15 protein-coding genes are annotated in these 14,382 nt (G+C 69.3%); 9 read left to right on the forward strand and 6 right to left on the reverse strand.

What is annotated here, in order from left to right; genetic code table 11:
• The coding region (locus ACTWQA_RS56875; protein WP_443167115.1) for an SDR family NAD(P)-dependent oxidoreductase at positions 1-262 on the reverse strand (262 nt) is incomplete at its 3' end.
• Positions 263-325: 63 nt separating this feature from the next.
• A complete protein-coding gene (locus ACTWQA_RS56880; RefSeq protein ID WP_443167116.1) occupies positions 326-922 on the reverse strand; it encodes an HXXEE domain-containing protein in 597 nt (198 codons plus the stop codon).
• Positions 923-1,172: 250 nt separating this feature from the next.
• Between ACTWQA_RS56880 and ACTWQA_RS56885 the strand changes: the two genes are divergently transcribed.
• On the forward strand, positions 1,173-1,892 hold the full coding sequence (locus ACTWQA_RS56885; protein WP_443167117.1) for a hypothetical protein: 720 nt from the start codon (positions 1,173-1,175) through the stop codon (positions 1,890-1,892).
• 7 nt (positions 1,893-1,899) lie between these two features.
• On the opposite strand, the gene ACTWQA_RS56890 is transcribed toward ACTWQA_RS56885, so the two are convergent.
• The 4 genes from ACTWQA_RS56890 to ACTWQA_RS56905 form a co-directional block, all read right to left on the reverse strand.
• Positions 1,900-4,593 carry a LuxR C-terminal-related transcriptional regulator gene (locus tag ACTWQA_RS56890; protein WP_443167118.1) on the reverse strand — a complete coding sequence of 898 codons (2,694 nt, stop codon included), beginning with the start codon at positions 4,591-4,593 and terminating at the stop codon, positions 1,900-1,902.
• A gap of 146 nt (positions 4,594-4,739) precedes the next feature.
• Positions 4,740-5,621, reverse strand: a complete 882-nt coding sequence (locus tag ACTWQA_RS56895) for an alpha/beta hydrolase (RefSeq protein ID WP_443167119.1) — start codon at positions 5,619-5,621, stop codon at positions 4,740-4,742.
• 231 nt (positions 5,622-5,852) lie between these two features.
• The gene (locus tag ACTWQA_RS56900; RefSeq protein ID WP_443167120.1) at positions 5,853-6,983 is read right to left on the reverse strand and encodes a sensor histidine kinase; all 1,131 of its coding nucleotides are present in this window, start codon (positions 6,981-6,983) and stop codon (positions 5,853-5,855) included.
• Positions 6,984-6,993: 10 nt separating this feature from the next.
• Positions 6,994-7,689, reverse strand: a complete 696-nt coding sequence (locus ACTWQA_RS56905) for a response regulator transcription factor (RefSeq protein WP_305922833.1) — start codon at positions 7,687-7,689, stop codon at positions 6,994-6,996.
• 87 nt (positions 7,690-7,776) lie between these two features.
• On the opposite strand from ACTWQA_RS56905, the gene ACTWQA_RS56910 reads away from it, so the two are divergent.
• The 8 genes from ACTWQA_RS56910 (at position 7,777) to ACTWQA_RS56945 (ending at position 14,198) form a co-directional block, all read left to right on the forward strand.
• The gene (locus ACTWQA_RS56910) at positions 7,777-8,400 is read left to right on the forward strand and encodes a M15 family metallopeptidase (protein ID WP_443167121.1); all 624 of its coding nucleotides are present in this window, start codon (positions 7,777-7,779) and stop codon (positions 8,398-8,400) included.
• 168 nt (positions 8,401-8,568) lie between these two features.
• Complete coding sequence (locus ACTWQA_RS56915; RefSeq protein ID WP_327588355.1) at positions 8,569-9,162, forward strand: TetR/AcrR family transcriptional regulator; 594 nt, start codon at positions 8,569-8,571, stop codon at positions 9,160-9,162.
• Complete coding sequence (locus tag ACTWQA_RS56920) at positions 9,159-9,995, forward strand: alpha/beta fold hydrolase (protein WP_443167122.1); 837 nt, start codon at positions 9,159-9,161, stop codon at positions 9,993-9,995. Before ACTWQA_RS56915 ends, ACTWQA_RS56920 begins: the two co-directional genes overlap by 4 nt.
• Positions 9,996-10,171: 176 nt before the next feature.
• Positions 10,172-11,122 carry an SPFH domain-containing protein gene (locus ACTWQA_RS56925; protein WP_443167123.1) on the forward strand — a complete coding sequence of 317 codons (951 nt, stop codon included), beginning with the start codon at positions 10,172-10,174 and terminating at the stop codon, positions 11,120-11,122.
• A gap of 5 nt (positions 11,123-11,127) precedes the next feature.
• On the forward strand, positions 11,128-11,397 hold the full coding sequence (locus ACTWQA_RS56930; RefSeq protein WP_442942115.1) for a hypothetical protein: 270 nt from the start codon (positions 11,128-11,130) through the stop codon (positions 11,395-11,397).
• The gene (locus ACTWQA_RS56935) at positions 11,372-12,022 is read left to right on the forward strand and encodes a GPP34 family phosphoprotein (RefSeq protein ID WP_443167124.1); all 651 of its coding nucleotides are present in this window, start codon (positions 11,372-11,374) and stop codon (positions 12,020-12,022) included. The genes ACTWQA_RS56930 and ACTWQA_RS56935 overlap by 26 nt, the downstream gene beginning before the upstream one ends.
• A gap of 89 nt (positions 12,023-12,111) precedes the next feature.
• Positions 12,112-13,068, forward strand: a complete 957-nt coding sequence (locus tag ACTWQA_RS56940) for an aminoglycoside phosphotransferase family protein (protein WP_443167125.1) — start codon at positions 12,112-12,114, stop codon at positions 13,066-13,068.
• An 11-nt stretch (positions 13,069-13,079) separates the two neighbouring features.
• Positions 13,080-14,198 carry a zinc-dependent alcohol dehydrogenase gene (locus tag ACTWQA_RS56945; protein ID WP_443167126.1) on the forward strand — a complete coding sequence of 373 codons (1,119 nt, stop codon included), beginning with the start codon at positions 13,080-13,082 and terminating at the stop codon, positions 14,196-14,198.
• The last annotated feature ends 184 nt before the right edge of the window (positions 14,199-14,382 follow it).

Genomic DNA, 14,382 nt, shown 5'->3' on the forward strand with positions numbered 1-14,382 from the left:
TCGGGGTGACGGTCGGGCCGAGCGCCTGCCCGTCGGCCTCCTTGCGGACCCCGGCGTAGACGGTGAAGCCCTCGCGGGCCAGCAGCAGGGCGGTGGCCCGCCCGATTCCGGTGGAAGCACCGGTCACGAGGACGGTTTTCGACATGAGTGGTCCTTCCGGGTCCAGGTCAGTAGGAGGCGCGCATCGGCTCGGTCGCCCATTCCGGTGGCGTCCAGACTGATCACGACCGTACGGCCCGCCGGTTCCGGCTGAATCAGTCATGGTGGCTGAAGTCTTGCGAGGCTCCCACCGGCTGGTTAGGTAGGGAGCTGATCGAGCGGCCCGCTACCGGACCAGCGAGTGAGCCTGCTGCTCCTCGGTCTTGAGCTGGCGGTTCTCCTTGACGAGGAAGTAGATCAGCAGTCCGCTCATGATGAAGTGGCCGCCGGCGGTGTACAGGCCGGGGAAGTAGCCGCCCTTGAGGATCGGGAAGACGAAGTGGGCGATGCCGTTGAGCAGGCCCGCGCCCAGGGCGTACCACCACAGGAAGAAGTTGGCCACGCGGATCCGGTAGAGCGCGCCCGCGCCGGCGAAGAAGTAGAGCGCGCCGAAGCCGAAGACGAAGACGAGCAGGAACTCCTTCTCCGGCCAGTCCCGTGGCGAGTCGAACAGCTCGACGATCTCGTGCGGGAAGCCGCCGGTGTACTCCTCGGCCATGTGGATGAGCTGGAAGCCCACGGCGCACAGGTAGATGGCGATCACCTTCCTGGACTTCACCGGGCGGGTGTAGCTGAAGGCGATCCACCCGCTCCAGCCCAGCACGCTGGCGACCACGAGGATGACGGCACCTTGGATGGGGAGGGTCAGCAGTGCCCAGCTGCAGAAGGCGGCGGCCAGGATCGCCATCACGGTCGCCGAGTAGGGCTCAGGTCGTTTGGTCATGGCCGAAACCCTAGGAAGATGGTTCTATCGGTCGCCTCTGTCAGATGACTGATCGAGGCCCGGGACACATCAGTCACCTTGACGGAGGCGAAGCCGCCTTGCAGGCCGGCCACGCCGGCCCGCATGGGCCACGCCCTGCCGCCGGTCGCCACCGTCCAGGCCGATCATCGTCAGCATGCTGGTAGTGATGGCTGGAACGTCAGTCAGGTGACGGAGGCGACGCGCGAGGGCCCCGGCTAGCGTCGGCGATATGGAGCTGATCAATGATCATCTGGCCGCCAAGGCCCGGTTACTGCCTCCGACCGGCGACGGTTTCCTCATGCTGGCCGGCGAGGTCGGCACCTGGCGCGGCAGTTACTTCGCGTCGCCTCCCGCACAGCTGCCCGCCCATCTCAAGGCGCTGGCCACGGGTATCGAGGCGCGCGAGGCGAACGTGTTCCGCGCCGTCCTGCGCACACCAGGTGAGGGCGACGAGCTGCTGGCCGCCCGAGGCCTTCGGCCGGCGCGTTATGACGTCGTCGTGTTGATCCGCACCGCGTCCGTGGAGGCCGCGCTGGCACTGCGCGAGAGCGCCGCCTACAAGGAGCTCGCCCAGACGCTCCGCGCCGCGGCCCGCCGTACCCACGAGATCGTCGCGAGCAACGCCGGACGGCTCGGCGACGTGGATCACAGCCAGGACCATTGCTTCCTGTTCAACTACTTCTACGCCGATGACCGCGAGACCTTGCTGAAGGTGTGGGAGTACACCGCCGGGTGGTTCCAGGCCAAGACCGCGCTGCCCAACTCCGCCTTGATGCGGCCACTGGAGGACGAGCCCGCGGACTACGGGCTCGTCAACCACGCGAGCTGGCCGAACTGGCGGACGTTCCTGCCCAGCCTGATCTTCCGGCCCACCTTCCGCAGTTTCGTGCTGGCCAACTTCAAGGCCAACGGCGTCGCCGCGCAGCCGATCATCTACCGCCGGGTGTGACCTGCCCTCAGGTCAGTCCTGGGAGTCTGGACAGCTCGGCGCGGGAGGAGATGCCGAGCTTGGGGAAGGCCTTGTACAGGTGGGAGGCGACTGTGCGCGGGCTGAGGAAGAGGTGCGCGCCGATCTCGCGGTTGGAGGCGCCGGTGACGGCCAGTCGTACCACTTGGAGTTCTTGCGGTGTGAGCACGTTCAGGGGATCTGTGGTACGGGCGTGGTCGGGTAGGGAGAGGCCGGTGGCGCGCAGTTCGGCGGCGGCGCGGTCGGACCAGGGGGCTGCGCCGAGTTGGTCGAAGGCGTTCATGGCGGTTTGGAGTTGGGTGCGTGCCTCGGCGCGGCGCTTGTGGCGGCGCAGCCACTCGCCGTAGAGCAGGTGGGTGCGTGCCTGGTCGAAGGGCTGCCGTCCTTCGGCGTGCAGGGCCAGCGCCCGCTCATACAGTCCCACGGCCTGGCTGTCGGGGGTCAGCAGCGCGCGGACTCGATGCAGGACGGCAAGCGGCCTGGCCCGGCCGGTGGCCTCGGCCCACTCCGTGTAGCGACGGAGCTGGTCCCGGGCACGCTGCGGATCCCCGACCCGGACAGCGGCCTCGATGTAGTCGGGCCAGGAATACCGCCACAGGAAGGCATGGCTCGCGGGACCGGACATGGCGCGGTCCACCCGGTCGAGCATCGCTTCGTAGCGGCCCTGCCCGAAGTCCAGTGCCGCGAGGGCGTACTCGGCCCAGCAGTATCCCGGCATCCACCGGCGGTGGCCGGCGTCGCGGATGGCTTGCTCTGCCATCGCCGCACATTCCTCCTGCGCGCCGGCGACCGCGGACAGCCAGGCGTGTACGCCCGCCAGGTAGCTGCCCCATTGTGGCTGGCCGACGTCGGCGGCCAGGGCCAGACCCGCGGCCACCGCGGACCGCGCGGAGCGGTGGTGTCCGTTGAGGAGCTGCGCGATGGTGAAGATCGTCATGGCCTGGGGCATGCGTCCCAGACGTCCCTCGGCCCGGCAGTCCTGGACGATCTGGGCCGAGCCATCCAGCATGCCGTCGAGGTCGGCCCGGACCATGCTCTGGTAGGCGATGATGAAGCGCAGCTCGAACGGTATGCGCTCGGCCTGGTCCGGCATCCGGTAGGTGAGCGTGGTCACGGCGTCACCCTCGAGGATCAGGCGGAAGGCGTGGTTGAACGTGCGCACCACGGCGGCCAGCCCGTCGCCGTCCGGGCACAGTTCCTCGGTACGGCGGGCCAGCGTGAGCTGGTCGGGGTGGGACGCGCTGGCCCAGGTGTAGAAGCCCGCCAGGCTGAGCAGCGACAGCTTGACGGGCAGGTCATCGATCGCCTCGGCGCCCTCGAGCAGCAGGCGGACGCCCTCCAGCGGTCGGCCTGCCTCGATTTCCAGCTTCGCTCTCACCTGGGTCAGGCCGTGCAGCGCAGACTCCGCTCCCAGGCGCCGCGCCTTGTCGACCAGCTCACCAGCGCGCTGCCACAGGCCTGCCTCGGCCGCGGCCTCCGCTGCGGCCGTCCACCGGCGTACGGCCTCGGCAGGATCGGCGGACAGCTCGGCCGCTCGCGCGTAGGCCGCCGACACCGCCGTCTGCCCGCCGCGCTGCCGGGCGCGCAGCGCCAGGCTCTCCAGCTTCCCGGCCACCTCCTCGTCGGGCTGCCGGGTGACGGCGGCCAGGTGCCAGGCCCGCCGGTCCTCATCGACCGTCTCGGCCAGCGCCCGGTGCGCGGCCATCCGGGCGGCGATGTCACAGCCCAGCAGCACCGCGGTACGCACCAGCGGATGGTGGAAGACCACACCCCCTAGACCCACCCGCACCAGGCCGGCGCGCTCGGCTTCGGCGAAGTCGGCCAGCGAGGCCCCGAGCAGGCCGACGGCGCGCGCCAGCACGTCCAGCTCGTCATGGTGATCGAGGGCCGCCACCAGCAGGCAGCAGCGGGTGGCCTCAGGCAGCGCCGCGATCCGATCGCGGAAACCCGTCAGCACCCGGTCCGTCACCGGCTGCGCCGCACCGAGGGAGAACGAAAGTGGGACCAGGGCGCCCCTGCGCTGCTCGGCGGTGAGCATACGGGGCAACTCGACCAGCGCCAGCGGGTTACCCCCGGCCTCGGCCACCACTTGGTCGCGTACGGCCGGCGGCAGGTCCGCCGCCTGCTCGGCGAGAACCTTCCGGGCGGCCTCGGTGTCCAGCGCACGCAGCCGCAACTCGGGCAGACCCCGCGCGGGAAAGTCGCCCTCCCGCGCGCCGAACAGCACGACGACGGGCTCGGCATGCAGCCGGCGGGCGGCGAACAGCAGCGCGTCGGCCGACTCGCCATCCAGCCACTGCGCGTCGTCGACCAGGCACACCACCGGGCCCGCCGCCGACAGCTCCACCAGCAGGCTTAGCGTCGCCAGCCCGACCAGGAAACGATCGCCCCGGGTCGCACCGCCGAGACCGAGCGCGCCACGCAACGCCTCCGCCTGCTGCGGCGGCAACGCCTCGATATGATCCACGACCGGGCGCAGCAGCAGATGCAAGGCGGCGAACGGCAGATCCGCCTCGGACTCGACGCCGGTCACCCGCAGCTCCCGCACCCGCGCACTGGCCACGCAGGACTCCAGAAGAGCCGACTTGCCAATACCCGCCTCACCACGCACCACCAGAGCACCGGACCGGCCCTCCAGTAACTTGCCGATGACGGCCTGCTCCGCCTGACGCCCGTGCAGCATGGCACTCCAAAAAAACGGTTGTCCGTAATGTGACGTATGAGGAACGTAGCGCCTGTCGATCGCTACGCGCAGCGAGGCGGAAACCTCCCGATCCGTGTCGACAACCGTCGGCGGCCCGGCGGGTGCGACCTCGCGGACGGCGGATGTCAGCTCGCGGGAAGGTGGCGTCGAAGGAAGGCGATTTGGTCGGTGAGCACGTGTTCCCTGGTCTCGGGGTCGTTGTAGAAGCTGAAATGAGTGCCAGGGTAGATCCGTAGCTCACCGCGCGGCGCGCGATCGGCGAGTGCTCGTGTCGTTTCCTGCGGCGTCTCCCGGTCATCGGCGGCTATGCAGACCAGTAGCGGTATGCTCAGCCGCTCGGCCGCATCGCCTGGCCGGTAGCGCGCCATGGCGAGGAACGCCCTGGGGGCAACGCTGTTGCGCCAGAGGGTGGTGCCGTGCTCGCCGGTGAGGGTCCTGATGTGCTGGTCCGCTTCTGCGGTGGCGGTGACGGCGAGCTCGCCCGGCTTTCCCACCATGGGGATGTAGTAGGGCGACAGGCCGAGCATGCCGCGTACGGCGTCCCAGAGGATGGCGGCCTCGAGGCGGAGGGTTTGCCCCACGGAGCGGCCCTCGACCCTTTTGGGGAATCCGTTGAACGGAATCTGCGCAACCACGGCGACGATCGCGGGATCGTCGGCTGCCACGGACACGGCGTGGCCTCCGCCGAGTGAATTGCCCCAGATCATCACGTGACCGGGGGTGACGTGCTCATGGCCGCGGGCGAAGGCGACAGCGGCGCGTAGGTCGTCCTGCTGGCCCTCAATGTCGACCAACTGCCGCGGCTCACCGTCGCTCTCGCCGAAATTGCGATAGTCGAACACCAAGGCCGCCATCCCCTCGGCGGCGAACCGCTCGGCGTACGGGAACAGGCGGTCCATCGTCCCGCTGAACCCGTGGCAGAGCACCACGCACGGCATCCGCCCTGGACGGTCGGCAGGCAGGTAGAGATAGCCGGCGCAGCGGATGCCTGCCGAAGTGAAGGACACCTTGACTCGTTCAAACATCCCGATCACCCCAAGGCTTAGACCGACCCTTGGTCAGAAGCGTAGCCGGTCCACTGACCAAGGGTAAGTCCTAGAGGCGTGTTATGAGCGCACCGCAACCCAGAGACTGCGCCTCGCTGCGTCGGCGTCTCCCGCGCAACGATCCACCCGCTGTCTCAAAAACAAAGTTTAGAGATTTTGATTTCGAAACAACGCGGACGGCTCGGGCGAGGGCTACGACGAGGGTGACTCACGGGCTCCGTTCGGGAACGACGATGGCCATGACGCGCTCCGCGATCTGGAGGGGTGGTGCGCGGGTAGTCGCACCGTGACGCGGAGCCCGCCGGCGGGTCGGGGGGCGAGGGCGAGGGTTCCGTCGTGTGCTTGGGCGATGCTTTTGACGATTGCCAGGCCGAGGCCGACACCGGCGTGGTCGGTGCGTATGCGTTTGGTGCCGCGCTGAAACGGCTCGACAAGCGTGGAAACCAATTGTGGGGCGAGCTTCTCGCCGGTGTTCTCGACAGTGAGCACCACAGCCTTGGGCTGAACGCTGGTCGTGACCCACACGGTGCCCTGTTCAGGCAGGTTGTGGACGATCGCGTTGTGCACGAGGTTCGTCGTCATCTGCAGCAGGAGCTCGTGCGAGCCGATGGTGGGGGTCATGTCGCCGGAGGTCTCGATGGTGAGGCCGCGTTTTTCCGCGAGGGGGAGGAGCGTTTCGGTGGCTTCTTCCGCGATGAGGGACAGGTCGACGTGTAGTCGGGTGAAGGACCGTTTGTCGGCGCGGCTGAGCAGGAGCAATGCTTCAGTGAGGTTGATCGCTCGGGTGTTGACGGTGTGGAGGCGGTCGAGGAGTTCGCCGGTGTCCCGGTTCAGATCGTTGCGGGCCACGTCGAGAAGTGTCTGCGAGATCGCCAGTGGGGTGCGTAGTTCGTGGGAGGCGTTGGCTGCGAATCTCTGCTGTTCGGCGACGTGTGCTTCGAGCCGCATGAGCATGGTGTCGAAGGCGTCGGCGAGTTCGCGGAACTCATCTCTGGGGCCCTGTAGCCGGATTCGGTGGGAGAGCGATCCGCTCGCGGCCATGCGTGTGGCCTGTGTGATGCGAGTCAGAGGGGTGAGCATGCGGCCGGCGAGAATCCACCCTCCCACGAGACCGAACACCAGCAGGAACGCCCAAACTGCGGCTGCCCGTGGAGCGAAAGCGCTCAGGAGGTCGGATTGGTTGGGAACAAAAGGACCGAGGACCCGGATCGGACCGTCGGGCACATAACGCAGAAGGAATACCCACACCGTCGCGAGCAGCAAGGCACCTGCAAGCATGACGAACCCGGCATAGCTGAGAGTAAGTTTGAGGCGAACGCTCAAACCAGGCGTCCTATCCACGGCTCACTCCCTCACGTCCGGTGCCGGGTGCTGTGTCGATGCGGTAGCCGACGCCGGCCACGGTGGCGATGATCCCGGGTTCGCCGAGCCGTTTGCGCAGTGCCGAGACAGTGATGCGCACGGCGTTGGTGAAGGGGTCGGCGTTCTCGTCCCACGCTCGCTCCAAGAGTTCTTCGGCGCTGACGACACCGCCTTCGGCGGCGACGAGGACTTCGAGCACGGCGAACTGTTTCCGGGTGAGCGCGACGTAGCGGCCGTCGCGGTAGACCTCGCGGCGGAACGGATCCAGACGCAGGCCTGCGATCTCTCGCACGGGTGGTCTGTTGTGGGCGCGCCTGCGGTCGAGTGCTCGGAGACGGAGCACGAGCTCCCGGAGTGCGAAGGGCTTGGTGAGGTAGTCGTCGGCGCCGAGTTCGAACCCGGAGGCCTTGTCGTCGAGCCGGTCGGCAGCGGTGAGCATGAGGATGGGCATGCCGCTGCCGGAGGCGACGATACGTTTGGCGATCTCGTCGCCGGAGGGGCCGGGGATATCGCGGTCGAGGACGGCGATGTCGTAGGCGTTGATGCTCAGCAGTTCCAGAGCGGTGTCACCGTCACCGGCGAGGTCGGCGGCGATCGCTTCCAGCCGTAGGCCATCGCGGATGGCTTCTGCCAGATAGGGCTCGTCCTCGACGACCAACACACGCATGCTCTCGAGGGTACGAGCCGGAGCATATCGTCGGCATATCGAAAACCCCATACGTGCTGACAACGCCGCGCTGCCTTGACTGCAGGCATGACCTGCAGCGGACCAGCACGAAGAGCAGCCCGCCGTACCCGATCGACCATCCTCGCTGCCCTTGTAGTCGTCAGCGCGGCGCTTATCGGTGTCCTCGCTTACCGGACCCTGGCCTCCTCGGCGGCATCACCCATCGACATTCTTCAGGGCGACCGCCATGGTGCACTTGGCGAGGCAGATGGCGCCGTCCCCGACGGTGTGACGGTCTTCGATGACGAAATTCCGGCCGTGGCCAACCTCGACCACGAACTGCTCGCCGCCCTGCGCCAAGCTGCGACTGATGCCGCGCACGACGGGGTCGAGTTCTTCGTCAATAGTGGCTGGCGTTCCCCGGCGTACCAGGAACAGCTACACCATGAGGCGGTCTCGGAGTACGGCTCAGAAGAGGAAGCCGCCCGATGGGTGGCCACCGCGGACAAGTCTCTTCACGTGTCGGGGGACGCGGTCGACATCGGGCCCTCCGATGCCACGGCATGGCTGTCCAAGCACGGCGCCGAGTACGGGCTGTGCCAGATCTACCGCAACGAACCCTGGCACTACGAACTGCGCCCCGAAGCCATCGATGACGGCTGCCCGCCCATGTACGCCGACCCCACGCACGATCCAAGGATGCAGCAGTGATCAGCACGCTCGGCAAGACACGTCACTGGCGCGGCGCCGGCCGGTACGGCAGCGTCCACCGGCCGTCACGGCGCACCGAGCCGTGCCGCCTGCGTTAACAATCCTCCTCTTTGACAGCCTAGGAGTCCTAGGATAAATCTAGTGATCCTAGGAATGCAGGGAGGGTGCATGGCGCGGGCCAGGTTGACGGCGGAGCAGGTGACGATCGCGGGCGCCGAGCTGGCGGATGAGGTGGGGCTCGACCAGGTGACGATCGCGGAGGTGGCGCGGCGGCTCGGTGTGAAGGACGCGAGCCTCTACACCCACGTCCGCAGTCTGGAGGACCTGCGTGGACGGATCGCGCTGCTTGCGGCGGACGAAAAGACCGTCCAGATAGCGGATGCCACCGCCGGCCGGGCGGGCAAGGATGCGCTGGTCGCGTTCGCGAATGCCTGGCGGGAGTACGCCCGTGAGCATCCGGGTCGCTACATGGCGACGCAGACTCCGATCCAGATCGACCCGGAGCTGGCCGCAAAGGCTCCCGGGCCGCGGCGTGCGGTCGAGCTGACCTACAGCATGCTGCGAGCCTACGGGCTGGAAGAGCCAGACCTGACCGACGCGGTCCGGGTGCTGCGCAGCACGTTCCACGGGTTTGTCGCCCTGGAGGCGGCAGGCGGATTCGGGCATGAACGCTCGCCGCAGGACTCGTGGGTCCGCGCACTCGACGCCCTGCACGTCCTCCTGGAGCACTGGCCCCCGTCCCGTGAAGGAGACCCGAAATGACCGACCCGACCAACGGCAGCCTGCGCGTGAACGGCGCGACCCTGCACTACGAGGTGCGCGGCGAGGGCCCGCTCCTGCTTCTGATTCCCGGCGGGGCGGGCGATGCGGCCTCCTTCGACGGCATCGCCGACGCCCTGGCCGCCGAGCACACGGTCGTGACCTACGACCCGCGTGGCATGTCCCGCAGCCCGCTGGACGACCCCGAGGCCGAGCAGCGGGTCGAGGAGCACGCCGACGACGCGTTCCGGATCTTGGAGCTGCTGTCGCCCCGCGAGCCCGCCCGCGTTTTCGGCGCCAGCTCGGGCGCGATCATCTCTCTGCACCTGCTCGCCGCCCATCCCGAACGCATCGGACGCGTCGTGGCGCACGAGCCGCCGGTGGTGGAGGTGCTGCCGGACGCCGCCGACCATCGCGCGCTCATCGCGCGGGTGCGGGAGACGTTCCGCATTGAGGGGCTCATGCCGGCGATGGCCGTGTTCATGGCAGGTCTGAGGAAGGGCGGCGACACCACCGAACCCCAGGCCGAGATCAAGCTTCCGCCCCAGGCGGCGGCGCGGGCCGAGCGGACGATGGCCAACATGCCGTACTTCGTCGGGCGCATCGTGCCGAGCTTCATGTCGTATGCCCCGGACCTCGACCGGCTGGCGGCGCTGTCGGACCGGCTCGTGCTCGCGTGCGGCGAGGACTCGCGCGGCGAGCTGCCCTACCGTCCGGCCGCTTTCCTGGCCGCGCGTTTCGGCGTGGAGCTCGTGCACTTCCCGGGCGGGCACACCGGCCTGACCACGCATCCCGCCGAGTTCGGCGAGCTCCTTCGCAAGGTCTTTCGCTCCTAGACCCGAAGTCGTCGCCGCCGCAGCCGGCCGGGCGGACCGGGGCGCGTCACCGCCGGCGCCGGCGGCGGCCCATTGCATCCACCCGAGCAGATTTCATAGAGAACCGGGCTGTCACCGTCCCCAAAAAAGTGATATCAATTTGCTAGCAAGATGAAGTCACGGAGAAGGGACGGACGATGGCGAACACATCGGGCGGGGCCGCACTTGAGGCCGCCGTCGTGGACATGCCCGCACCGCGCACGAGCGAGCACCCGGTGCGGGCGGCCAACGGGTTCGTGATGCTGGGGGTGGCGACGGCGCTGGAGCTGGCCGGGATCGCGCTGCTCGTCGTGGGAATCGTCATGCTCGCCTCGGGGGCCGGGCAGGGCGGCATGTGGGTGGTCATCGTGAGCATCCTGATGATCCTGCTCGGGTTCGTCATGTACTTCGGCCTCACCGCGGTGGCGCCGGGCGAGGCCAGGGTGGTGCAGCTGCTCGGCCGGTACGTCGGCACCCTGCGCACCCCCGGCTTCCAGTGGGTCAACCCGATCACGGTGCGCCGGCGGGTGTCCACGAGGATCCGCAACCACGAGACGGACGTGACGAAGGTCAACGACGCGGACGGCAACCCGATCCAGATCGCGACCGTGGTGGTCTGGCAGGTGCAGGACACCGCGCAGGCGGTCTTCGAGGTGGACGACTTCGTGGAGTTCGTGGCCATCCAGGCGGAGACCGCCGTGCGGCACATCGCGGGCAGCTATCCGTACGACGCGCACGGCGAGCCCAGGCTTTCCCTGCGGGACAACGCCGACGAGATCAACGAGCGGCTGTCCACGGAGATCGCGGCCAGGGTGTCGTCCGCCGGGGTGAAGGTCATCGAGTCCCGCATCATCCACCTGGCGTACGCGCCCGAGATCGCCCACGCCATGCTGCGCCGCCAGCAGGCGGGCGCGGTGGTGGCGGCGCGGCAGCGGATCGTCGAGGGGGCGGTCGGCATGGTGGAGATGGCCCTGGCCAAGCTCGCCGAGCACGACGTGGTCGAGTTGGACGAGGAGCGCAAGGCGGCCATGGTGAGCAACCTGCTCGTGGTGCTGGTCGGTGACCGCGACACCCAGCCCGTGGTCAACACGGGCACGCTCTACCAGTAATCACCGTGGAGCGGAAGAAGATCCTGCTGCGGCTTGACCCGGTAGTTCACGACGCGCTGGCCAGGTGGGCGTCCGACGAGCTGCGCAGCACGAACTCCCAGATCGAGTTCCTGCTGCGCAGGGCCCTCTCCGAGGCCGGACGCCTGCCCGACGGGGTGGGGCGGATGCGCCCACGCGGACGGCCGAGGAAGGCGCCGGAGGACGACTCAGGGGACGACACAGATCAGGCAGAAGAAGAGGAGCGGGCGGATGGAGACGCAAGTGAAGCAGGGTGAGTCACTGACCCGATCGGCCTTCCTGCTGGCCTTCGACCTGCGGAAGGAGAAGCTGACCCAGCGGGGCGAGCTGGGCTACCTGCTGCGCGCGGCCACCCTCGCCGAGCTGCTGCTGGCGGGCAACCTGGCGGACGAGTCGGGCAAGGCGCGAGCTCTCACCGCCCCGGCCGCCGAGCCGGGTTCCCTGCGGGCCGTGGTCTGGGAGCAGATCTCGAACTCGCCGCCCCGCTCGTGGCGGCGGTGGGTGCAGAAGGACAACGGCAAAGCGGTCCGCGTGGTACGCGACGAGCTGGCGGCCGCCCGGATCATCAGCGTGGAGCGGCGCCGGATCCTGCTGTTCCCGGTTCAGCGGATCACGCTGCGCAAAGCGTACCTGTCGCGCAGGCTGGCCGAGCGCGTCGGCCGGGCCATCCGCAGTGGCCAGCCGGTCGGGCACCTGGACGAGGACGTCCGCGTCCTGGCGGCGCTGGCCACGGCGGCCCGGCTCAAGACGGTGGTTCCCTCCTGGTGGGAGACGCGTCCGCGCCGGGACCGGATCCAGCAGTTGTCCGCGCCCGTCGAGCCCATCGCGACCGCATTGCGCAAGAGCATCGAGGCGGCCAGGGCGGCGAGCGAAGCCGGCTGACACGACGAATCACGGCGGCTCCCACCGCCGGCTCTCGGAGCTCCAGCATCCGGAACGGGTCGGCTGCCCTCCGGCTAATGTTGCTCCGCATGACGCACACCGAGATCGAGGTCACCGCGGAGTTGGTGCGGGATCTGCTGCGTGACCAGCACCACGACCTGGCCGATCTCCCTGTGAGGCTCGGCGCGCGGGGCTGGGACAACCAGCTATGGCGGCTCGGCGACGACCTCGCCGTCCGGTTGCCCTGGGCGACGGAGTCCGCGGACGAGTTGCTGCTCAAGGAGCACACCTGGCTGCCCACCCTCGCCCCGCGCCTCCCGCTGCCGGTTCCCGTCCCGCAACGCCTCGGCGAGCCCTCCACGCGGTTTCCGCGACCCTGGATCGTCACCACCTGGGTGCCGGGCGAGCCCGCCGACCGCGCCCCCGTCACGCGCGGCGCGGAGGCGGCCGACGCCCTGGCCGCCTTCCTGACGGCACTGCACCAACCCGCCCCCGAACAGGCACCCGCCGGCCGGGACCGCGGAGGGTCGCTGGCCGACTACTCCGAGGGGTTCGTCAAGGGGCTCGCCTCGGCCACCGAGATGGGGTTGATCCCCGACCCGGACGCCGTCCGCGCGGTCTGGGACGACGCCGTCGCCGCGCCTGACTGGACAGGCCCGGCGCTATGGCTCCACGGTGACCTGCATCCGGCCAACGTCCTCACCACTGACGGCACCATCTGCGGCGTGATCGACTTCGGCGACCTCTTCGCGGGCGATCCGGCCGGCGACCTCGCCGCCGCTTGGAGCCTGCTGCCGGACGGCGCCGCCGACCGCTTTTATGACGCCTATCAGCCGGCCCCGGACGCCGCGACCCTGCGCCGCGCCCGCGGATGGGCGGTACGCCGCGCCCTCGGCGGCATCCATATCGGAGAAGCCGGCGTCCGCGGCCGACCAGGCGGCAAGGCCACGTGGGGCCCACCCGCGCACGCCGCACTGCGACGCCTCATCGCCCCCGCGCCCGAGCAGGCCCAGGTCCCGTTCCCCAGTCGGCGACAACCGCGATGACCCACGACAGCGTGCGTGAGCTCGTCTTCCTGCGTAGCGGTCGCCTCGCCTGGCGCGAACGCGCCGCACCCCGCCTGGCCGAACCGGGCGATGCGATCGTCCGTCCGTTCCTTGCCGGCCGCTGCGACGGCGACACCCTGCCGATCCACCGGCCGGTCTCGCGAGCGCTCCAAGCCGGGATGGCGCTCGGCCTCGTGGACCCGATCGTCGGCACCATCTGCGGGAAGGTCCCCTTCCAGGGGCCTTTCCCGATCGGCCACGAATGCGTCGCCGAAGTCGTCGCCGTCGGGCCGGGCGTGCGACAGATCCGGGCCGGCCAGAGCGTCGTCGTCCCCTGGGCGGTCTCCTGCGGCACCTGCCCCCGCTGCCTGGCCGGCCTCACCTCCAAATGCGCCACCACCACCCGCGCCACCCTCGCCGCCTACGGCTTCGGCCCCGCCAGCGGCCCGTGGGGCGGCATGGTCACCGACCAGCTCCGCGTCCCCCACGCCGACCACATGCTCGTCCCCGTCCCCGACGGCGTCCCGCCGCTGCGCGTCGCCGCGGCCAGCGACAACCTCGCCGACGCCTGGCGAACCGTCGTCCCCCCGCTCACCCGCCACGAAGGCGCAACGGTCCTCATCCTCGGCGGCGGCGCCAAAAGCATCGGCCTGTACGCCGCCGGCCTGGCCGCCGCCCACGGCGCTACGACCGTCGACTACCTCGACGACGACCCCGGGCGACGCCAGATCGCTGAATCCCTCGGCGCCCAAGCCCAGCCACTCGCCGGCACCACCACCATCGGCGGCAGCTACGACATCGTCGTCGAAGCCACCTCACGCGCCCCAGGCCTGCGCCGGGCGCTCACCGCAACGGCTCCCGGCGGCGTGTGCACCGCGGTCGGCTACTACCTCGCCACCGGTACCCGCATCCCCCTCATGCACATGTACGCCACCGACATCACCCTCCGGGTAGGCGTCTCCCACGCCCGCGCCACCCTCCCCGACCTCCTCGACTTCGTCCACCGCACCGGCTTTCCCGCCGAACGCGTCACCACCCTGCTCGCAGACTGGGACGACGCCCCCACCGCCTACACCGCCAAGACCACCAAAGTGATCCTGCAGCGGGACCGGCTCACCGAGCAGGAGTAGGTCCCGGCACCGCTTCCAGCGCCCATCTGAGTACCGCGCCGTCGCCGTGCACCGGGAGGGGGGTATCACTCTAAGTGTGGAAACGATCACTCTGGGTAGATGATCGAAAGTAAAGATCAACCACACAACATTCGGGGGAATGTGATCATGTCTACCACACAGGGAACCGCCGCTCTGGCCACCA

The sequence above is a fragment of the Nonomuraea sp. 10N515B genome (genome assembly GCF_052245915.1).
GTDB lineage: Bacteria > Actinomycetota > Actinomycetes > Streptosporangiales > Streptosporangiaceae > Nonomuraea.

Excerpts from the sequence above, each read along its gene's own strand:
- ACTWQA_RS56880 (WP_443167116.1), bottom strand. The coding sequence starts at position 922 with ATGACCAAACGACCTGAGCCCTACTCGGCGACCGTGATGGCGATCCTG.
- ACTWQA_RS56885 (WP_443167117.1), top strand. The coding sequence starts at position 1,173 with ATGGAGCTGATCAATGATCATCTGGCCGCCAAGGCCCGGTTACTGCCT.
- ACTWQA_RS56890 (WP_443167118.1), bottom strand. The coding sequence starts at position 4,593 with ATGCTGCACGGGCGTCAGGCGGAGCAGGCCGTCATCGGCAAGTTACTG.
- ACTWQA_RS56905 (WP_305922833.1), bottom strand. The coding sequence starts at position 7,689 with ATGCGTGTGTTGGTCGTCGAGGACGAGCCCTATCTGGCAGAAGCCATC.
- ACTWQA_RS56910 (WP_443167121.1), top strand. The coding sequence starts at position 7,777 with ATGACCTGCAGCGGACCAGCACGAAGAGCAGCCCGCCGTACCCGATCG.
- ACTWQA_RS56915 (WP_327588355.1), top strand. The coding sequence starts at position 8,569 with ATGGCGCGGGCCAGGTTGACGGCGGAGCAGGTGACGATCGCGGGCGCC.
- ACTWQA_RS56920 (WP_443167122.1), top strand. The coding sequence starts at position 9,159 with ATGACCGACCCGACCAACGGCAGCCTGCGCGTGAACGGCGCGACCCTG.
- ACTWQA_RS56925 (WP_443167123.1), top strand. The coding sequence starts at position 10,172 with ATGGCGAACACATCGGGCGGGGCCGCACTTGAGGCCGCCGTCGTGGAC.
- ACTWQA_RS56935 (WP_443167124.1), top strand. The coding sequence starts at position 11,372 with ATGGAGACGCAAGTGAAGCAGGGTGAGTCACTGACCCGATCGGCCTTC.
- ACTWQA_RS56940 (WP_443167125.1), top strand. The coding sequence starts at position 12,112 with ATGACGCACACCGAGATCGAGGTCACCGCGGAGTTGGTGCGGGATCTG.